The following is a 17,883-nucleotide window of genomic DNA, read 5'->3' as shown; positions in this document are numbered from 1 at the left end:
CAAACAGTATGAACAGGGCGGAGTCGCTGTCTACTTGGTTGCGGAAACTCACCTGCCCCGCGCGGCCTTGAAGTAGTCGTTCGACGGTTTCAGGAACACGAGGACGATGAAGAGCACCGTCGTGATCGGGACGATGATGAACATCTGGACCATACTGATGATCGCCGAAGGATTGCCGAGGACGGGCCCGATGTTCCCGCCGACGGCCACCAGGAACGAGGCGATCGAGTAGATGGTGTAGATCAGCCAGATCGCGGACATGACCACCAGCACGGTCCGGGCCCAACCGCGCCCGCGCCGCATCAGCAGGGAGAACACGATCCAGAGGACCGCGGACACCACTGCGATGCCGACGAAGATCACGTTGGTGAGGAGGACGGACCACTTGCCCGAGATGTACTTGCCGAACATGACGATCATGATCACGAAGTTGAGGACGATCAGCGCTGCGGACAGCGGCGGCATCACGAGCCCGACGACGCTCGCGAAGCCCACAGTGCCGGGCACCCGCGGCTTCCCGGCAGGAATTTGCTGCGGATAGCCCGCCGGCGGCGCGAACTGCCGGGGATTCTGGCCCTGCTGCGAGGGATTCTGGGGCACTGTCACCCGGAAACCGTAATACAGCGGAGCATTCCGACTTGCCTGAATTCCCGACATCCGGCCGAAGAAGGGGCCGCGGTCACCGGTGCCGACCGGCTTGGAAATACTGGTTCGACGGTGCGAGATAAGCGAAGACGATGGTCGCCGCGACGGTCAGCACCTGCAGCATCGAGAGCAGCGCGCTCGCGACGCCGCCCGCCGCGCCACCGGCGATCGACGGGAGGGTGAGGAGGATCCACACGGCGCCGACCACCGTGATCACGATCCGCGCCCAGTTCCGCCCGCGCCGCATGAAGAACAGGAACATGATCCACAGCGCCGCGATGATGGCCACGATTACGGTCAACATCACCAGCACCGCGGAGTAGATGCCGCGCGCCTGCTCCATCGTGAGCGGCTGGCCCTGCACCGCCGTCTCCTCCAGCACCTGTTGCAGCTCGGCCTCGGAGACCAGCAGGAAAGCCGCCGCCAGCAGCGCGAAGCCCACCACCACGCTGGCGATCCCCGCCCAGAAGGCGTTGTTGATCGAGCTCGGCCGCCACGGCTCGTGGCCGGGCACCTGCGGGGCGGAGTACGGGTCGCGCTCGGGTTCCTGCGGCGGCGTCACCTGGCCCAGGTTAGGAACCGCAACGACCGCTGTCCAGGAATTATGACCAACGGTTTCCAGTCGGTGCCAGTGCGTTACCGGGCCGCCGGTTCCGCATCGCCTGGCAGAACCGGTTCGAGTCCGGGCGGTACATGAACACGATCGCGGCGATCTCGACGAGCATCACGACCAGCGAGAACACGACGTCCACACCGTTGATGGCGACGCCGGTCAGCTGGCGGATCAGCGCGCTTCCGACCAGCGACACGGTGAGCACGGTGATCAGCGCGTTGAAGATCCCGAAGCCGCCGAAGACGGTGAGCACGATGCGCGCCCAGTTGCGGCCTTCCAGCATCCGCCGGGACAGCATCACGTACAGCAGCAGAATCATCGCCTTGAGCAGGAACGTGAACATGATCCCGCTGTTGGCCGCGGCCTCCAGGTCCAGCTGGGACATGCCCGGCTGCAGCTGGCGCAGCTCGGCGATCAGCTGGGGCCGGTCGACGAGCTGGATGAACGCCTGCACGACGCCGATCAGCACCGACCCGATCCACAGCCACCGCGCCACCAGCAGCGCCTGCGGTGGCGTGGGAGCCGGCTCGGGTACCGGTCGGCCGAACGCGTCCACCTGCTGTTCCAGGTCCGTCATGCCCGCGCGTCCTGCAGCCAGCGCGCGGCGTCGACCGCCCAGTAGGTCAGGACGATGTCGGCACCGGCCCGCCGGATCGAGGTCAGGGTTTCTAGCACGGTGCGCTGCCGGTCCAGCCAGCCGTTGGCGACGGCGGCCTCGATCATCGAGTACTCGCCGGACACCTGGTAGGCGGCCACCGGCACCTCCGCGACGCCAGCGACGTCCCGCAGCACGTCGAGGTAAGACATCGCGGGCTTGACCATCACCATGTCGGCGCCCTCGGCGAGGTCCAGGTCTGCCTCGCGCAGCGCTTCCCGGCCGTTGCCCGGGTCCTGCTGGTAGGTCTTGCGGTCGCCCTTGAGCTGCGAGTCCACCGCGTCGCGGAACGGCCCGTAGAAGGCGGAGGCGTACTTCGCGGAGTAAGCCAGGATCGAGGTGTCGCCGAAGCCGGTCGCGTCCAGCGAGTCGCGGATCACGCCGACCTGGCCGTCCATCATGCCGCTGGGGCCGACGACGTGCGCCCCGGACTGGGCCTGCACGACGGCCATCTCACCGTAGATCTGCAGCGTGCGGTCGTTGTCGACGTTGCCGTCTTCGTCCAGCACGCCGCAGTGCCCGTGGTCGGTGAACTCGTCCAGGCACAGGTCGGCCATCAGCACGGTGTCGTCGCCGAGCTCGGAGTGCAGGTCGCGCAGCGCGACGTTGAGGATGCCGTCCGGGTCGACAGCGCCGGAACCCTCGGCATCGTGCTTGGTCGGCACGCCGAACAGCATCAGGCCGCCGACACCAGCGCTGACGGCGTCGACGGCGGCCTTGCGCAGCGAGTCGCGGCTGTGCTGCACAACGCCGGGCATCGACTGGATCGGCACCGGCTCGGTCGAGCCCTCGCGAACGAACATCGGCAGCACCAAGTGCCGGGGCTCCACGGAAGTCTCGGAAATCAGTCTGCGAAGCGCGGCATTGCGGCGAAGTCGACGCGGACGGTGCGAGGGGTACATGACGGCGGCTCCCCAAACAGGCTCGGCGGGGTGACACCACGAGCGTAACGACCCGACAGAACGGACGAGCCGAGGGCTCAGCTCGAGAAGCGGTCGGCCTTGATCCCGTCGAGGAACCCCCCGAACGCCCGACCGTCGAAGATCAACGCTGGACCATGCGGCTCCTTCGAGTCCCGCACGGCGATGGTCTGCGCAAGGCTCGCAACTTCAACGCAGTTGTTGGCGCCGTTCTGGCTGCGGCTGCTCTTGCGCCAGGTGACGGGGAGTTCGGACGCGCGGATCACTTAGATCACTCCACTGAGTTGGATCAGAACTTGGCTTGATCGAGCATCTCCAGCGACTCAGCGCGAGGCAGTGCTGCGCGGTGTGCTCGGTCGAAGGCCAGGATATAGACCTCGGTATGGGGTGGTCGATCTAGGAAGTCGGAGTCGGTCAGGGCTTCGATGTAGGCAAATGTCACCACAGGATCGCCAAGGTGCAGCAGCGTGAACGATGTGCCGAGCGCAAGGTGTGCACCCGCCGAGAACGGCAGGACATGAACCGCAAAGTTGGGAAGATCCGTCAGTTTGCGCAGGTAGTCGAGCTGTCCACGCCTTACTTCTGGCCCGCCCACGCCGCGACGCAGGACCGACTCGCTCAGGACGACGGTGACACGTGGGGCGTTGGGTTCGGTGAGCCTGTGCTGACGTTCGGCTCGACGAGCGACCGCGCGGTCGATTTCGCGAGGCGTCAAGCTCCTGCCTTCTTCAAGGATGGCGCGGGCGTAATCCTCCGTCTGCAGCAGGCCAGGAAGCAGTTCTTCTGCGTAGAACTTGAGATGTGATGCTGCGACTTCAAGAGCGAGGTAGGTCTGTGCCCAGTCGGCGGCGAATGCCGGGCCTGCGTCGCGCTTGCGGGCTTCTTTGCCGAGTTCGACAACCCGTTCCCGTTCTTCAGTACCCAGTTCGTAGAGGTCCAGAAGTGCGTTGACCTCCAAGGGTGCCAGCTTCCGCTTGCCCGATTCCATGAGCCCGACCTTCTGGACGTAGGTCCAGCCGAGAGCCTCTGCGACTTCCCCGACCTCCAGGCCCGCGCGTTCGCGGTACGTCCGCAGGAGCGCACCGAGTTCGATCCGTCGCGCCAGCGGCGGAGGCGGATTCGCCATCGTCTCGTCCTCTCAAGATCGGCCTTTCAGGCACCGCACTATCTCACGATCACCCACACCCCAACATCATCCGATCGGGATCTTTTCTGATGTCACGTGACAGTTGTAGCGTGATGGAAACGCGAGTTGCTTCAGTGACAAGGAGAACAGGATGCGCGAGGAGCCGGAGGCTTGGTTGCGGCCGCATCTGGGGGCCGTTGAGGCGAGTGTTCGGGCCGGGTTCCGGTTCTCGTACCTGCCGACGCTCGGCGGTGTCCTTGCGGTGCAAGGGATCCGGGTGCGGGACGGCGCAATGGACATGTACCTGGCCCGGTCGGCCTCCGATGCCTTGGCGGCTCGGGTCCGGGGCGATGACCTGGAGTTCCACTCATCGCCGCCGCCGCTGTGGCACGCCCGAGGCGCGGTTGCCGACGTGGTGATGGAACTGCTCGGCCTACCGCCGCACGGCTCGCCAGGAGCCCCGGCGCTCACCCTCTCCCGCCCGAGCGAGCTGTGGATTCCCAGCGACTCCGTGAACTGACCCGATCACCGAAAAGGAATGCTGATGACCTCGCTGCTCGTTCTCACCACCTGTCTTGCCGCCGCGGTCACCGCCCTGACCGCCTCCGGCTGGGCGTGGCGCGCCTTCACCGCCTACGGGCAACACGCCGGGGGAGGCGAAGGGGCGTTGACGGTGTGGCAGTTGATCGCGCACGTCGAGGAAGAGCGACAACAGTGCGAACGCCAGGGCAGGCACCGGCTCCGGGAGCCCGAGCCCCGCTGGCCCGACAACGACGCCCCGGCGGTACCGCTGCTGGAGCTGCAACGACGAGTCCTGGACTCCCTGTACCGCATCTGACAAGCCTCGGGCCGAGCGGTTGACGACCCCGACGTCCCCGGCCCGCGCGGGCCGGTCGGTGCGGTCCTCTCCCCACGCACCGACCGGCCATCCTTTTCGCGGAGAGGAATACCTCCACCCGCTAACCCCGTTCAATGTCGCTGTCTGGGGTGGTCCAACAGTCGCGGCGTGCGCGAGTTCGTCGCGATCCAGTCGCCAAGCGGCACGGACAACCAGCGCACCACCGTGACGATGTCCTCGTGGAGCTGGCGCACCGACCGGTGGGCGCCCGCTGCGATATTATTTTGGCTGAAGTCCCCCGGACAGCCTCTGCCCATTGGGTAAGCGCCGGGGGTTCTTTCTTTCCCGGCGCAGAAGTCTCTCGCCTGCCAGCGCACCACCGTGAAGCGCGACGGGCACCTCCCCCGGGTTTGGCCGGTCAGAGGTGACCTTCTGCCTCGGCACCGCGGTCACCATCCTGACCGCCTCCGGGTGGGCGTGGCGCGCCTTCGCCGCCTACGGGCAGCACTCAGGGGGCGGCGAAGGGGCTTTGACCGTGTGGCAGTTGATCGCGCACGTCGAGGAAGAGCGACAACAGTGGGAACGCCAGGGCAGACACCGCCTCCGGGAGCCCGAGCCCCGCTGGCCCGACAACGACGCCCTGGCGGTACCGCTGCTGGAGCCGCGGTAAGAACGACGTTACGCACTCACGACCGGCCACCCCTGTTCTGGCGGTCAGGCCAGTGCGACGGTCTGGCGGTCAGGAGCAACTGTCCAGCGCCAGGCTTCCAGCGGCGGCTCTCCGTGACGCAGCCACCACCGGAACGCGGCTTCCGCCTCGTCCCACAACCGCCGAGGACCCGACTGCCGAACGGTGTAGCGGCTCCGGTTGTCTGGGACGACGCTGACCCACGAATCGGATACCGGATCGCTCAGCCACGCTACGCCGTGGTCACGTTCCGGGGTCTTCTTCTCCAGGCTGTACCGGCAGGAGGGAACCGCCACCGCCACCGCCCACCTGGACGCTTCGTCGATCAGCATCTTGAACGGGCTGACCTCAGTGATCGACCGGTCGGCGGCCGGGTCGTCCCAGCGCAGCCCATCGAATGGAAGTGCGGCGATGCGGTGCGAGCGGAGCTCCATGAAGCCGACCCGCAGTCCCTGCACAGCGTGCCCGCGGCCCACGCCGTCCCGCTCGACCTCGAAACGGACCAACGGGCCCGAGGCTAGATCGGCCCGCATCGGTGCCAGGATCACGCCGCCGATCCGCGTGTTCTCGAGCCACCCAACGGGAAGCTGCCCGAGATGCACCCCGGCTGTGGCGATGACCCTGTCGAACTTCTCGGTCACGGCCATCGCCGCGGCGTCACCGACGACGACGGCGACGTGGCCGTACCCGGTCGCCTCGAGCCGTGCCCGGGCGGTCGCCGCGAGGTCGGCGTCAATTTCGGTCGTCGTCACTTTTCCTTGCGCGCCGACGAGTTCGGCGAGCAGCGCGGCGTTGTATCCCGTGCCCGTCCCGATCTCCAGAACCGACTGTCCGGAGCTGATATCGAGAGCATCGAGCATTCCTGCCACCGCTGACGGCATGGATGCCGAACATGTGGGCCGATAACCGACCTCGGGCCAAGATGTCGCACCATCGTCGAACTGCGTCACGATCACGCGGTTCGAGTGGACGTTGCGCAGCCAGCGTTCCGGCTCCGCAGACCGGTCCATCGGCTCGTATGGACCGCCGTCGACCTCCTGAACCCACATCCGGTCCGAAACGAAGCACTCCCGCGCCACCGCCCGAAACGCCGAGCCGCACCTGGTGGACAACTGCCCAGCCGACTGCAATTCCGCGGTAAGCGCGGAGTCTCCGCCCCTAGCTGTCGTCGTCATCTTTCTCAAAGTCCTTGGGGTCAAGGTCGTCGGCGGTCTTACCGGTCTGCTTGTCGTCGTCCACCGAATGCCTGTTGTCGACCATCAGGAATCTCCTTTCCGTCGTCGGCGGTCTTGGCGACGGTATCGGGATCCCAGAACCAGAAAAGACTTCTTCCCCCTACTGGTAACGCTTTTCATCAAGACAGAGCGCAAACCAATCAGCCTCGACGTGACGGCTTCCACCCCATCGGATGAAGCACGAAGGGCACCTTCCGACCGGTGGCCGGAAGGTGCCCTTCTTCAACGGATCAGCTGCGGCGGGCCCGCTTGGCCTTGCGGGGCGGCGGGAGCGTGCCTTCAGCGCGAAGCCGGGCCGCGTGCTCGGCAAGGGCGTCCACCAGGTCCTCCACGCGCGGGATCTCCGGCTGGACGTCGACCCGCAGGCCGAACTCCTTGGCCGTCTCCGCGGTGTTCGGGCCGATGCAGGCCACCAGCGTCCGGGCGTGCGGCTTGCCCGCGATGCCGACCAGGTTCCGGACCGTCGACGACGAGGTGAAGCACACCGCGTCGAACCCACCGGTCTTGATCATCTCGCGGGTCTCGGCCGGCGGCGGCGCGGCGCGGACGGTGCGGTAGGCCGTCACGTCGTCGACCTCCCAGCCGCGCTCGCGTAGCCCTGCCGACAGCGTCTCGGTGGCGATGTCGGCGCGCGGCAGCAGCACCCGGTCCACCGGGTCCAGGATGTCGTCGTGCGGCGGGAATTCCTGCAGCAGGCCCTCGCTGGACTGCTCACTCGACGGCAGCAGCTCCGGGATGATCCCGAACGAGCGGACCTTCTGCGCGGTGGCCTCGCCGACGCAGGCGATCTTCACGCCGGAGAACGCCCGGGCGTCCAGCCCGAACTCGCCGAACTTCTCCCACACCGCGCGAACCGCGTTGGCGGAGGTGAACACCACCCACTGATAGCGGCCGTCGACCAGGCCCTTGACCGCACGCTCCATCTGCGCGGGGCTGCGCGGCGGCTCGACCGAGATCGTTGGCACCTCGTGCGAGACGGCGCCGTGCGACCACAACCGGTCGCTCATCGCGCCGGCCTGCTCCTTGGTGCGCGGCACCAGGACCTTCCAGCCGTACAGGGCGCGCGACTCCCACCAGGAGAGCTTGCTGCGCTCGGACACCACGTCGCCGATGGTCACCACCAGGTGGCCCTGCAGCTCACCGACGTCGGCGGCCAGCGAGGCCAGCGTCGTGTCGATGGTGCGCTGCTGCACGGTGGTGCCGGAGGCGGTCACCGCGACGGGAGTCGTCGCGGGCCTGCCGTGCTCCACCAGCCGCGAAGCGGCCTCGGCCAGGTAGCTGCCGGTGGTGTGCAGCACCAGCGCGCCGGGCACCGCGGCCAGCGAAGCCCAGTCCACGTCGCCTCGGACATCGACCTCGGTGTGCACCGCGCCGAGCGCGACGCCGGCGTAGGCCGGGACCGCGCTGCCGCCGGCGACGCCGGGGATGATGTCGAAGGCGGCGCCGGTCTTGGCGACCTCCTGGACCTCGCGGACCACCGCGTCGGCGGTCAGCGGGTCACCGGCGACCAACCGCACCACGGTGCGACCGGTCGCGGCCTCGTTCGCCAGGTCCTTGGCCACGTCCGCCGGGTCCCCCACGGCGGGGCGGACCTCGGCGCCGTCAGCGGCCTGGCCGACGATATCGGCGGGTACGTCCGGGTCGGTCACCAGCAAGGCGGCGCGGGTGATCGTATTCCGCCCCCGGACGGTGAGCAGTCCGGCGTCACCGGGACCGGAGCCCACGAAAGCGATCCGTCCGGGGGTCTTACGTGCTCGGGTCATCAGGGCACTCCCCATCAACTACTGCCGGGTCCGCTGAGCAAAGCGGCCCTGGCTTCGAACAGCTGGGCGGCCAATTCCCGGCCCAGCTGATCAGCGGCGGTCGTCTCACCAGTGATGGAGGCGCGGACCAACTGATCGTCGTCGGTCGCCACCACCCCGCGCACGGACAGTCGCAGCGCCACGCGCCCGTCCTCGTCGAGGTCATCCACCACTTCGGCCAGCGCGCCGACCGGCGCGCTACAGCCCGCTTCGAGCGCGGACAACACGGCGCGCTCGGCGGCCACCGCGGCGCGGCTGGCCTGATCGTCCAAAACGGACTGCAGCAAATGCTCGGTGTCCACGTCATCGACGCGGCATTCCACTGCAAGCGCGCCCTGGGCGGGCGCGGGCAGCATCTGCAGTGGATCGAGCGTTTCCGTGATCACCGCAAGCCGGCCCACTCGGGCCAGCCCGGCTCGGGCGAGCACGACGGCGTCCAGCTCACCGTCGGTCACCTTCCGCAGGCGGGTGTCCACATTGCCGCGGATGCTGCGCACCTCCAGCCCCAGGCCCAGGGCCCGGAGCTGACTGGCGCGGCGCGGCGAACCGGTGCCCACAATGGACCCCGGGGGCAGTTCGCCGAGCGTCAGACCATCCCGTGCCACCAACGCGTCCCGCGGGTCCTCCCGGACCGGGACAGCAGCCAGCGACAACCGGGGGTCCGGTTCGGTCGGCAGATCTTTGTAGGAGTGCACCGCGACGTCCACCTCGCCGGCGGCGAGCGCCTCGCGCAGCGCGGAGGTGAACACACCGACGCCGATCTCGGCGATCGGCGCCATCGAGCGGTCGCCGGGGGTCGACACGGTGACCAGCTGGGTCGGGTAGCCCGCCTTCTCCAGCTCCTCGGCGACCTGCGAGCTCTGCGCCATCGCCAGGGCGCTGCCGCGGGTGCCGATGCGGAGGGTCTTGTTCAACGGTCCTCACCGTCCTGTCCTGCTCGATCGTGCAGCCGCGCCTGGGCGACGGAGGCCCCGCCGGGCAGGCCCTCGTCGGCCTGCGGGGTGCCGAGCACCGCGGTCGTCTGCGGATCGAGTTCGAAGAGCTCTCGGAGTGCGTCGGCGTAACCGGCACCGCCCGGCACCGACGCGAGTTGCTTGACCCGGACCGTCGGCGCGTGCAGGAGCTTGTCCACCACGCGGCGGACCGTGCGCGCCAGTTCGTCCCGCACGTCGCCGTCCAGTTCGGGCAGCCGCGAGTCGAGCCGCAGCAGCTCGCTGTCCACCACCTCGGCGGCGCGCTTGCGCAGCGCGGCCACGGTCGGGGTCACCTCGGCCGAGCGTTGCGCGGCAAGGTAGTTGCGCAGTTCCTCGGCGACGATCTGCGCGGCCCGCTCGGACTCGTTGCCGCCCTGCTTCTCGGACAGTCGCTGCTGCAGGCTTTCCAGGTCGACGACTGTCACGCCGGGCAGTCCGGCCACCTCGGGCGCGATGTCCCGGGGCAGGCCGAGATCGCAGCACAGCAGCGGACGGTCGTCGCGGACCGTCAGCGCCGCCGCGACCACGTCTTCGGTCACCACCGCGCCGATCGCGCCGGTGCAGGCCACCACCAGGTCGGCCGCGGCGATCGCGCTGCGCAGGTCCGTGAGGCCGGCGGTGCGCGAGGCGACGCCGTCGGCGCGCAGCGACTCGGCCAGCCGCTCGCCGTTGGCCGCGGTGCGGTTGGCGATCACGACCTCGCCGATGCCGGCGCGCTTCAGCTGCGCGGCGGCCAGGCCGCCCATCGAACCCGCGCCGACCACCAGCGCGCTGCGCCCGGCCAAGCCGTCGAGCGCGACCTGGGCGTCGGCGAGCGCCTCGGACACCAGCGACGCGCCTTCGGCGTCGATGCCGGTCTCGGAGTGCACCCGCTTGCCGACCCGGAGGGCCTGCTGCGCGAGTTCGTGCAGGGTTCTGCCGACGGTGCCGTTCTCGTCGGCCGTGCCGTAGGCCTGCCGCAGCTGGCCGAGGATCTGCGCCTCGCCGACGACCATCGAGTCCAGGCCGGCGGAGACCGAGAACAGGTGCTCCACCGCGGCGCCCGCGTAGTAGACGTAGAGGTGATCGGCGAGGTCAGCGACCTCCGCGCCGGCGTGCCGGGCGAGCACCGACGTCACGTCGTCCAGGCCGCCGTGGAAGGTCTCCGCGACCGCGTAGACCTCGACGCGGTTGCAGGTCGAGATGATGAACGCCTCGCAGATGCGCTCGCGCTGCAACAGCTCGTCGAGGAGCTTCGGGACGTCCGCTCGGCTGATCGAGACCCGCTCCAGCATCCGCACCGGGGCGGTGTGGTGGGAAATCCCGACGGTGAGCAGGTTCACAGCCGTTCCACCATCCTGTTCGCCGATTCGACCTCGCCTGGCACCCGACCGCCGCCGCCCGGCGGACCGATGTCCGCACCGTCCACATCGGATCGATCGGCTGCCGCCGCCGCTTCCTGCTGGCGTCGGGCCACGTGAAACGACAGGATCTGCATCTCCACCGCCAGGTCGACCTTGCGCACCTCGACGTCCTCGGGGACCTGCAGCACGACGGGCGCGAAGTTCAGGATGCACGTAACGCCCCCAGCGACCAAACCGTCGCAGACCTCCTGGGCGCCCTGCGCAGGTGTGGCGATGACGCCGATGGTGACCTCGCGCTCGGAGCACACCTCGACGATGTCGTCAATGTGATCGACCGGGATGCCGCCGACCGGCACCCCCACCAGGTCCGGGTCGAGGTCGAACAGCGCGGAGACCGGGAAGCCGCGGCTCGGGAAGCCGCCGTAGTTGGCCAGCGCGTGGCCGAGGTTACCGATACCGACGACGGCGACGCTGTGCTTGCGGGTCAGGCCGAGGGTGCGCTCGATCTGGCCGACGAGCACCGCCACCTCGTAGCCGACGCCGCGGGTGCCGTATGAACCGATGTAGGAGAGGTCCTTGCGCAGCTTCGCGGAGTTGACCCCGGCGACCACGGCCAGTTCGTCACTGGAGACGGTGTTCACGTTCTGGTCGGCGAGTCCGGACAGCGCCCGCAGGTAGACCGCGAGCCGGGCGACGGCGGCTTCCGGGATCGCCCTGGCGCGCTCCCGCGCCGCGGGAACCTCGATCGCCGGCGACTGCTTGCGGTCGGTCCTGGAATCGGCCCCGGCCTGCCCGTCACCGTCCTGCACGTCCGCTCCGTGGGCCGTCACGCTGGATCTCCCTCGCCCTACCTAATGCTCTGGCCTGCCCGCCCGCACCCGGTTTGGGTACAGCCGTGCGACGGTCGTCGCCTACTTCCCGACTTCGTTCCTCAGGCGGGGAGCACCGACGTCGACCGGTCTGCCACCCGGCGGCCCCGGCGTCGTCCGCGAGCGCCGCTGACATCCGGCGGCTAACACCTGATCCGCTGATCCACACCGAGAATCCGGCGACCCGACCCGTACACCGTAACCAATTTGTGAACGCATGCACAAAGTCGCAGGGCCGGACTCCACCGGAGGCGCAAACCTTCCCCGCCATCATTGCCGATGGCCCCCCGACGTGCCAAAACGCGTGGTCTGGCGCACGTGACGGGCGCAATCCGCGCGGCGCGGGGGCAAGATCACCGGTCAGCGGGCCAGGGCCCGGCGGAAGCGGTCCTCCTCGACCTTCCAGTAGCCGTGCTCGACTCCATCGATCAAGATCACCGGGACGCGGTCGCCGTACTCGGCGCGCAGTTCCGGATCGGCGTCCACGTCCTGCTCGGACCAGGGCACGCCGAGTTCCGCACCGATCCGCCGCACGTCGGAGATCGCGTCCGCGCATGCGTGGCAACCCTCGCGGGTCATCACCGTCACCTCGTGCATGCCTTCGCTCCAGGGTGGTATTCGGGCCTGATTTCGCGTGTTCCAACGTACCCAGCAGACGGACACGTTCCGCAGCACCGACCCCCCTGGTCAAGTGTTCAAAATCACCTGCCCGGGCGACGCGGGGCCCACTCGTGAACACGCTATGTAACTGGGCCATCACTGAATCGTACTACCTACTTCCGAGTAACAACACGTATGCTCCTGCTTCAGCGCTCACGCCCCCCGGCGTCACCAAGGGCATGGAGGCCGCCCGGGCGATCGGCCAGCCGCCGGAGGCGGGTGTCCGCCGGACACCGCGACATGACACCGGCACCGATGCGTCCCACCCGCACCACGCCGGTGGAGCCAACGACGGCAGGAGGTCGCAAGAGATGAGCAGCCCGAAGACGTTCGCACCCCCCGCCCCCGCAAGGCGCTGCAGCACCGCGCGATCGGGCGGCTGGCGCGACTCCTCCCCGATGATCTCCGCTAGGCGCTCGCCGAGTCACCCCGAAGCAGTTACCGGACCGTTGCCGCACCCCGGTGGAGGTGCGCAAGTTCGGTTGCGGCCAGGTCTTAAGCTAGAAGCCTGCTGAGCCGGGCCGGCCCGGGTCGGCGAGACCTGGAAACTTCGCACGACAACACCGGAGGACCCCGGGGAGGCGCGGCGGTGCCGACACGTCAAGGCTCAGCCGGTGGCGCGGACCACAACAGCTTGCGCGCGCCCGGTGCCGATCCGATCGACAGCGCGAAGGTGGCGGGCCGAGCGTCCGCGGAAGCCGCCGTTGCCGCCGCGCCCGGCCCGGACGGCTCGCTGGCCACCCCGCCCGACCTCACCGCCGCGGCGTTCTTCGACGTCGACAACACGATGATGATGGGCGCCTCGCTGTTCCACTTCGCCCGCGGCCTGGCCGCCCGCAAGTTCCTCACCGCCACCGACCTGGCCGGGTTCGCCTGGCAGCAGCTGAAGTTCCGGGTCGGCGGTCGGGAGAACCCGCAGGACATGCAGGCCAGCCGGGAGCAGGCGCTGTCGTTCGTGGCCGGCCGCAAGGTCTCGGAGCTGGTGGAGCTCAGCGAGGAGATCTACGACGAGCTGATGGCGGACCGGATCTGGGCGGGCACCAGGGCGCTGGCCCAGATGCACCTCGACGCAGGCCAACGGGTGTGGCTGGTGACGGCGACCCCGGTGGAGCTGGCGCAGATCATCGCGCGGCGGCTGGGGCTGACCGGCGCGCTGGGCACGGTCGCGGAGAGCTCCGACGGCGTGTACACGGGCCGGCTGGTCGGCGAGATGCTGCACGGCCGAGCGAAGGCGCACGCGGTCCGGGCGCTGGCTGCCAGCGAAGGCCTGGACCTGCGGCGCTGCACGGCGTACTCGGACTCGGCCAACGACATCCCGATGCTGTCGGCGATGGGCACGGCGGTGGCGGTCAACCCGGACCAGCGGCTGCGCGACATCGCACGGGCCCGGCGCTGGGAGGTCCGGGACTTCCGGACGGGCCGGAAGGCGGCCCGGATCGGCCTGAACTCGATCATGGGAGCCAGCGCCATCGCGGGCGCGGTGGCCGCGGGCCTCGCCTACCGCCGCCGCGACCGCTCCTGACGCCCCTGCGGTGCAGCGGGGGTCCGGAAAGCGCGGGGCCGTGAGTCTTTCGGGCTACTTCAGCGGCTTAACAGACTCACGCCCCAGAGAACCACCTGCGCTGCGCTCACGATTCGGAGATGTCGACCATCCAGCCGATGCCGAACCGGTCCACGCACATCCCGAACACGTCGCCCCACATCTGCTTCTCCAGCGGGACCGACACGGTGCCCGATTCGGACAGCTTCGCCCAGTAGCCGCGCAGTTCGTCGCCGGAGGCGGCGTCTCCGCTGAGGCTCACCGTGATGTTGTTGCCCGGCTTGTGCTCCATGCCCGGCGGGGTGTCGGAGGCCATCAGCGTGAAGCCGCTGCCGCTCTCCAGCATCGCGTGCATGATCTTGTCGGTCATGCCCGGATCCGAGCCGCCGAACTCGCCGAAGGTGCTCATCGTCAGGTTGCCGCCGAACACGTCCTTGTAGAACTCCATCGCCTCGCGAGCGTTGCCGTCGAAGCTGATGTACGGGTTGAGCCGGGAACTCATCGGAACCTCCATGGGTAGCGGAATCGGGCCTGCGCGAAAGCATGACGGCCCCCACCGACAGCGGCCACGCGAAACCGGGCCGGTGCGGTGGCATCCCCGCCCACCGCACCGGCCCACCCGAAGGCCGGGCGTGCCCCTCCCGCGCGCGCCCGGACATCGGCGTCACCCGGACGTCGCCGGCTGCTTCGCGGCGTGGTGAATCCGGAACGCCGTGATGATCTCCACCGCTCCGAGGACGATCAGCCAGATCCCGCCGAACAGGACCAGCAGCGCCACCGAGGCCAGCGGCGAGACGATCAGCACGATGCCCGCCAGGGCCGTGACGATGCCCATGAAGATCTGCCAGCCGCGCGCGGGCATCGCCCGGTCGGCGACCGACGCGGTCGTCTGGGTGACCCCGCGGAACAGCCAGCCGATGCCGATCCACAGGCCCAGCAGCAGGATCGACTGCATCTCACCCCGGAAGCACAGCAATCCCAGCAGGATCGACAGCGCGCCGCTGATGAACGCCAGCACCCGGATCGCCGCCGCCACGTGCGTGCCGAACGCCGCGACGATCTGCAGCACACCGCTGACCAGCAGGTAGATGCCGAACAGCACCCCGAGGACGATCAGCGTCGCGCGGGGCCAGGCCAACGCCAGCACACCGACGACGAGCGAGCAGACGCCCACCACGAGGACCGACTGCCACGCCATCTTCGCCAACCGACCGGCCACGAATCGGCCCGGGTCGTCCTGAAGGCTACTCATGATCCATCCTTCCCACGGGACCCGGATCAGTGCATTCCCGAACCGCTCGCATCACCAATCCGAGTAGTGGAAGTCCCGTCTTCGAGGCGGCGCGTGGGACCGGGAGCCGAGCGTTCAAACCCGGCTCGATCCCGACGCCTTGTTCCCGGACTGCGCCGGCACGTCCGCCGCGTGCGGCTGGGCCAGGGCACAGACCAGTTCGTCGCCCTCGATCGAGGCGATGATGGTGTCGCCCGGCTGCGCCTCGCCGCGCAGCAGCAGCTTGGAGATCCGGTTGTCCAGTTCGGTGTGGATGGTCCGCAGCAGCGGCCGCGCGCCGAACTCCGGCTTGAAACCGCGCTTGGTCAGCCACTTCTTGGTGGCTTCGGTGACCTCCAGGTCGATCTCCTGGGCGCGCAGCAGGCGGCGGCTGCGGTCCAGCATCAGATCGACGATCCGCGACAGGTCTTCCTCGGTCAGCCGGTGGAAGACGATCGTCTCGTCGATGCGGTTGAGAAACTCCGGCGCGAACCCCGCGTGCAGGTCGTCCATCAGCTCGTCGCGAATGCTGTCCACGTCGCCCTCGTGGGCCAGGATGCGCTGCGCGCCGATGTTGCTCGTCATGATCACCACGGTGTTGCGGAAGTCCACAGTGCGGCCCTGGGCGTCGGTCAGCCGCCCGTCGTCGAGCACCTGCAGCAGCGTGTTGAACACGTCCCGGTGCGCCTTCTCGATCTCGTCGAACAGCAGCACGCTGTAGGGCTGGCGGCGCACCTTCTCGGTCAGCTGCCCGGCCTCCTCGTAGCCGACGTAGCCGGGCGGGGCGCCGACCAGCCGGGACACGGTGTGCTTCTCCTGGAACTCGCTCATGTCGAAGCGGATCAGCTTGTGCTCGTCGCCGAACATCAGCTCCGCCAACGCCTTGCCCAGCTCGGTCTTGCCGACACCGGTCGGGCCCAGGAACAGGAACGACCCGATGGGCCGGTCCGGGGGCGCCATCCCGGCCCGGTTGCGCCGAACCGCCTCCGCCACCGCCAGGACCGCCTCGTCCTGGCCGACGACCCGCTCGTGCAGGGCCTCTTCGAGCCGCAGCAGCCGGTGCTTCTCGTCCTCGGTCAGCTGAGCGACCGGGATGCCGGTGCGCTTCGACAGCACCTCCGCGATGTCCTGCTTGGTCACGTCCGCGACGCCTTCGCGCCGCTCGGTGATCCCGGCGATCTCGCCTTCCAGTGTTTCGATCCGCTCCTTCAGCTCGCGGGCCCGCTCGTAGTCCTCGGCGTCGACGGCCTGGTCCTTCTCGCGGCGCAGCTTGGCCATTTCGTTCTCGCGTTCGCGGACGTCGCCGCTGCGGCTCAGCGACCGCAACCGGACCCTCGCGCCCGCCTGGTCCATCAGGTCGATGGCCTTGTCCGGCAGGTAGCGGTCGCTGAGGTAGCGGTCGGAGAGACTTGCGGCCGCGGTCAGCGCCTCGTCGGTGAAGCGGACCCCGTGGTGCGCCTCGTAGGAGTCGCGCAGCCCCTGGAGGATCTGGACAGTCTCCTCGACCGTGGGCTCGGCGATCATGACCGGCTGGAACCGGCGTTCCAGCGCGGCATCCTTCTCGATGTGCTTGCGGTACTCGTCGATCGTGGTGGCCCCGACGACGTGCAGTTCGCCCCGCGACAGCGCGGGCTTGAGGATGTTGCCCGCGTCCATGCTGCTGTCGCCACCGGCCCCGGCGCCGACGATGGTGTGCATCTCGTCGATGAACAGGATCACCGAGCCCTTGGCCGCGCGAACCTCGTCGATGACCTTCTTCAGCCGCTGCTCAAACTCGCCGCGGTACTGCGAACCGGCCACCAGCCCGGTCAGGTCGAGCGCGAGAACCCGTTTGTCCTCCAAGGTTTCCGGCACGTCACCGGCGACGATGCGCTGCGCCAGGCCCTCGACGATCGCGGTCTTGCCGACCCCAGGCTCGCCGATGAGAACCGGGTTGTTCTTGCTGCGCCGGGACAGGATCTCCACGGTCTGCTCGATCTCGTCGGCGCGTCCGACGACCAGGTCCAGCTTGCCGGCGCGGGCCTCCCCGGTGAGGTCCCGGCTGTACTCGTCCAGCGTCGGGGTGTCGCTGCCGGCGGTGGTCGGGATGTTGTCGGTGGCGGCGGCTTGGTCGACCCGATCGCGCAGCTTGCCGGAGTTGACCTCCTGCGAGTCCAGCAGCTTGACCGCCGCGGAGCCCGGGTCGTCCACCAGCGCGGCCAGGATGTGCTCGGGCCCGATGTAGGACTTCCCCGCGGCCTGGGACCGGGCGTGCGCCACGATCAGCGCGCGCTTGGCGGCGGGTGTGAGGCCCGGGCTCGCCGAGGGCTCGGCGCTGGCTCCCGGCAGCACCGCGGCGATCCGCGAGGCGAGGTGGTCCGGTTCCGCCCCGGCCTGGACCAGCAGGGTGCGCGCGGGCTCCACCTGCGTCGCCGCCCACAGCAGGTGCTCGGTGTCGAGGTCGGCGCTGCCGTCCTGCTCCGCGCGCTCGGACGCCTTGGCGATCAGTTCGGTGGCGGACTCGCTGAGCAGCCGGCCGATGGGCACTCGCTGCATCGCGGGCGGCGACGTCATCGGCGACATGCCGAAGAACCGGTTGAGCAGATCCGCGAAGGGATCTCGGGATCCGAAGGCCGAGGGGTAGCTCATCACGCACCGTCCGTTATGTCTGGTCGCTGCCCGGATTTCCGCGTTCGAGCGCCCGGGGAGAAGTACGTTTACCAGCA

General features: G+C 69.0%; 19 protein-coding genes. 4 read left to right on the top strand and 15 right to left on the bottom strand.

Translation table 11 applies throughout. The features are described 5' to 3' along the window. Nucleotides 1–48: 48 nt before the first annotated feature. From DL519_RS32770 to DL519_RS32745, 6 genes are all read right to left on the bottom strand, one after another. A complete protein-coding gene (locus tag DL519_RS32770) occupies nucleotides 49–606 on the bottom strand; it encodes a proline-rich domain-containing protein (protein WP_190820568.1) in 558 nt (185 codons plus the stop codon). Nucleotides 607–679: 73 nt separating this feature from the next. Then, nucleotides 680–1,207, bottom strand: a complete 528-nt coding sequence (locus DL519_RS32765) for a hypothetical protein (RefSeq protein WP_190820566.1) — start codon at nucleotides 1,205–1,207, stop codon at nucleotides 680–682. Between the two features lie 40 nt (nucleotides 1,208–1,247). Beyond that, complete coding sequence (locus DL519_RS32760) at nucleotides 1,248–1,835, bottom strand: hypothetical protein (protein ID WP_190820565.1); 588 nt, start codon at nucleotides 1,833–1,835, stop codon at nucleotides 1,248–1,250. Next, nucleotides 1,832–2,815 (bottom strand): porphobilinogen synthase, encoded by a 984-nt coding sequence (gene hemB / locus DL519_RS32755; RefSeq protein WP_190820563.1) that lies wholly within the window; start codon nucleotides 2,813–2,815, stop codon nucleotides 1,832–1,834. Before hemB ends, DL519_RS32760 begins: the two co-directional genes overlap by 4 nt. A gap of 77 nt (nucleotides 2,816–2,892) precedes the next feature. After that, nucleotides 2,893–3,099 (bottom strand): DUF397 domain-containing protein, encoded by a 207-nt coding sequence (locus DL519_RS32750; protein ID WP_223839852.1) that lies wholly within the window; start codon nucleotides 3,097–3,099, stop codon nucleotides 2,893–2,895. A 23-nt stretch (nucleotides 3,100–3,122) separates the two neighbouring features. Beyond that, on the bottom strand, nucleotides 3,123–3,959 hold the full coding sequence (locus tag DL519_RS32745; RefSeq protein WP_190820561.1) for a helix-turn-helix domain-containing protein: 837 nt from the start codon (nucleotides 3,957–3,959) through the stop codon (nucleotides 3,123–3,125). Between the two features lie 151 nt (nucleotides 3,960–4,110). Here DL519_RS32745 and DL519_RS32740 point away from each other — a divergent pair, with 151 nt between their 5' ends. The 3 genes from DL519_RS32740 (at nucleotide 4,111) to DL519_RS32730 (ending at nucleotide 5,467) form a co-directional block, all read left to right on the top strand. Further along, nucleotides 4,111–4,479 carry a hypothetical protein gene (locus tag DL519_RS32740; RefSeq protein WP_190820559.1) on the top strand — a complete coding sequence of 123 codons (369 nt, stop codon included), beginning with the start codon at nucleotides 4,111–4,113 and terminating at the stop codon, nucleotides 4,477–4,479. A gap of 24 nt (nucleotides 4,480–4,503) precedes the next feature. Next, nucleotides 4,504–4,797 carry a hypothetical protein gene (locus DL519_RS32735; protein WP_190820557.1) on the top strand — a complete coding sequence of 98 codons (294 nt, stop codon included), beginning with the start codon at nucleotides 4,504–4,506 and terminating at the stop codon, nucleotides 4,795–4,797. Nucleotides 4,798–5,221: 424 nt separating this feature from the next. Continuing rightward, on the top strand, nucleotides 5,222–5,467 hold the full coding sequence (locus DL519_RS32730; protein WP_190820555.1) for a hypothetical protein: 246 nt from the start codon (nucleotides 5,222–5,224) through the stop codon (nucleotides 5,465–5,467). A 44-nt stretch (nucleotides 5,468–5,511) separates the two neighbouring features. Here the strand turns inward: DL519_RS32730 and DL519_RS32725 are convergent, their stop codons facing one another. The 6 genes from DL519_RS32725 to DL519_RS32700 form a co-directional block, all read right to left on the bottom strand. Continuing rightward, nucleotides 5,512–6,660 (bottom strand): methyltransferase domain-containing protein, encoded by a 1,149-nt coding sequence (locus tag DL519_RS32725; protein ID WP_223839851.1) that lies wholly within the window; start codon nucleotides 6,658–6,660, stop codon nucleotides 5,512–5,514. Nucleotides 6,661–6,950: 290 nt separating this feature from the next. Then, nucleotides 6,951–8,483, bottom strand: coding sequence for a bifunctional uroporphyrinogen-III C-methyltransferase/uroporphyrinogen-III synthase (locus DL519_RS32720; RefSeq protein WP_190820553.1), 1,533 nt, complete (start codon nucleotides 8,481–8,483; stop codon nucleotides 6,951–6,953). A gap of 14 nt (nucleotides 8,484–8,497) precedes the next feature. Next, complete coding sequence (gene hemC, locus DL519_RS32715) at nucleotides 8,498–9,436, bottom strand: hydroxymethylbilane synthase (protein WP_190820551.1); 939 nt, start codon at nucleotides 9,434–9,436, stop codon at nucleotides 8,498–8,500. Then, nucleotides 9,433–10,818 carry a glutamyl-tRNA reductase gene (locus DL519_RS32710; protein ID WP_190820549.1) on the bottom strand — a complete coding sequence of 462 codons (1,386 nt, stop codon included), beginning with the start codon at nucleotides 10,816–10,818 and terminating at the stop codon, nucleotides 9,433–9,435. The genes hemC and DL519_RS32710 overlap by 4 nt, the downstream gene beginning before the upstream one ends. Continuing rightward, nucleotides 10,815–11,669 (bottom strand): redox-sensing transcriptional repressor Rex, encoded by an 855-nt coding sequence (locus DL519_RS32705; protein WP_190820547.1) that lies wholly within the window; start codon nucleotides 11,667–11,669, stop codon nucleotides 10,815–10,817. Before DL519_RS32705 ends, DL519_RS32710 begins: the two co-directional genes overlap by 4 nt. Nucleotides 11,670–12,068: 399 nt before the next feature. Then, nucleotides 12,069–12,305: a glutaredoxin family protein gene (locus DL519_RS32700; protein ID WP_190820545.1), complete on the bottom strand. Its 237-nt coding sequence runs from the start codon at nucleotides 12,303–12,305 to the stop codon at nucleotides 12,069–12,071. A 697-nt stretch (nucleotides 12,306–13,002) separates the two neighbouring features. Between DL519_RS32700 and DL519_RS32695 the strand changes: the two genes are divergently transcribed. Next, the gene (locus tag DL519_RS32695) at nucleotides 13,003–13,890 is read left to right on the top strand and encodes an HAD family hydrolase (protein WP_223840403.1); all 888 of its coding nucleotides are present in this window, start codon (nucleotides 13,003–13,005) and stop codon (nucleotides 13,888–13,890) included. Nucleotides 13,891–13,996: 106 nt separating this feature from the next. Here DL519_RS32695 and DL519_RS32690 read toward each other — a convergent pair whose 3' ends face one another. From DL519_RS32690 to DL519_RS32680, 3 genes are all read right to left on the bottom strand, one after another. After that, on the bottom strand, nucleotides 13,997–14,410 hold the full coding sequence (locus DL519_RS32690) for a VOC family protein (RefSeq protein WP_190820540.1): 414 nt from the start codon (nucleotides 14,408–14,410) through the stop codon (nucleotides 13,997–13,999). A gap of 162 nt (nucleotides 14,411–14,572) precedes the next feature. Then, on the bottom strand, nucleotides 14,573–15,160 hold the full coding sequence (locus tag DL519_RS32685; protein ID WP_190820538.1) for an HdeD family acid-resistance protein: 588 nt from the start codon (nucleotides 15,158–15,160) through the stop codon (nucleotides 14,573–14,575). A gap of 114 nt (nucleotides 15,161–15,274) precedes the next feature. Continuing rightward, a complete protein-coding gene (locus DL519_RS32680) occupies nucleotides 15,275–17,806 on the bottom strand; it encodes an ATP-dependent Clp protease ATP-binding subunit (RefSeq protein ID WP_190820536.1) in 2,532 nt (843 codons plus the stop codon). Nucleotides 17,807–17,883: the final 77 nt, after the last annotated feature.

Source organism: Saccharopolyspora pogona (assembly GCF_014697215.1).
GTDB classification, from domain to species: Bacteria; Actinomycetota; Actinomycetes; order Mycobacteriales; family Pseudonocardiaceae; genus Saccharopolyspora; species Saccharopolyspora hattusasensis.
This window is presented reverse-complemented; position numbering and strand designations above follow the sequence as displayed.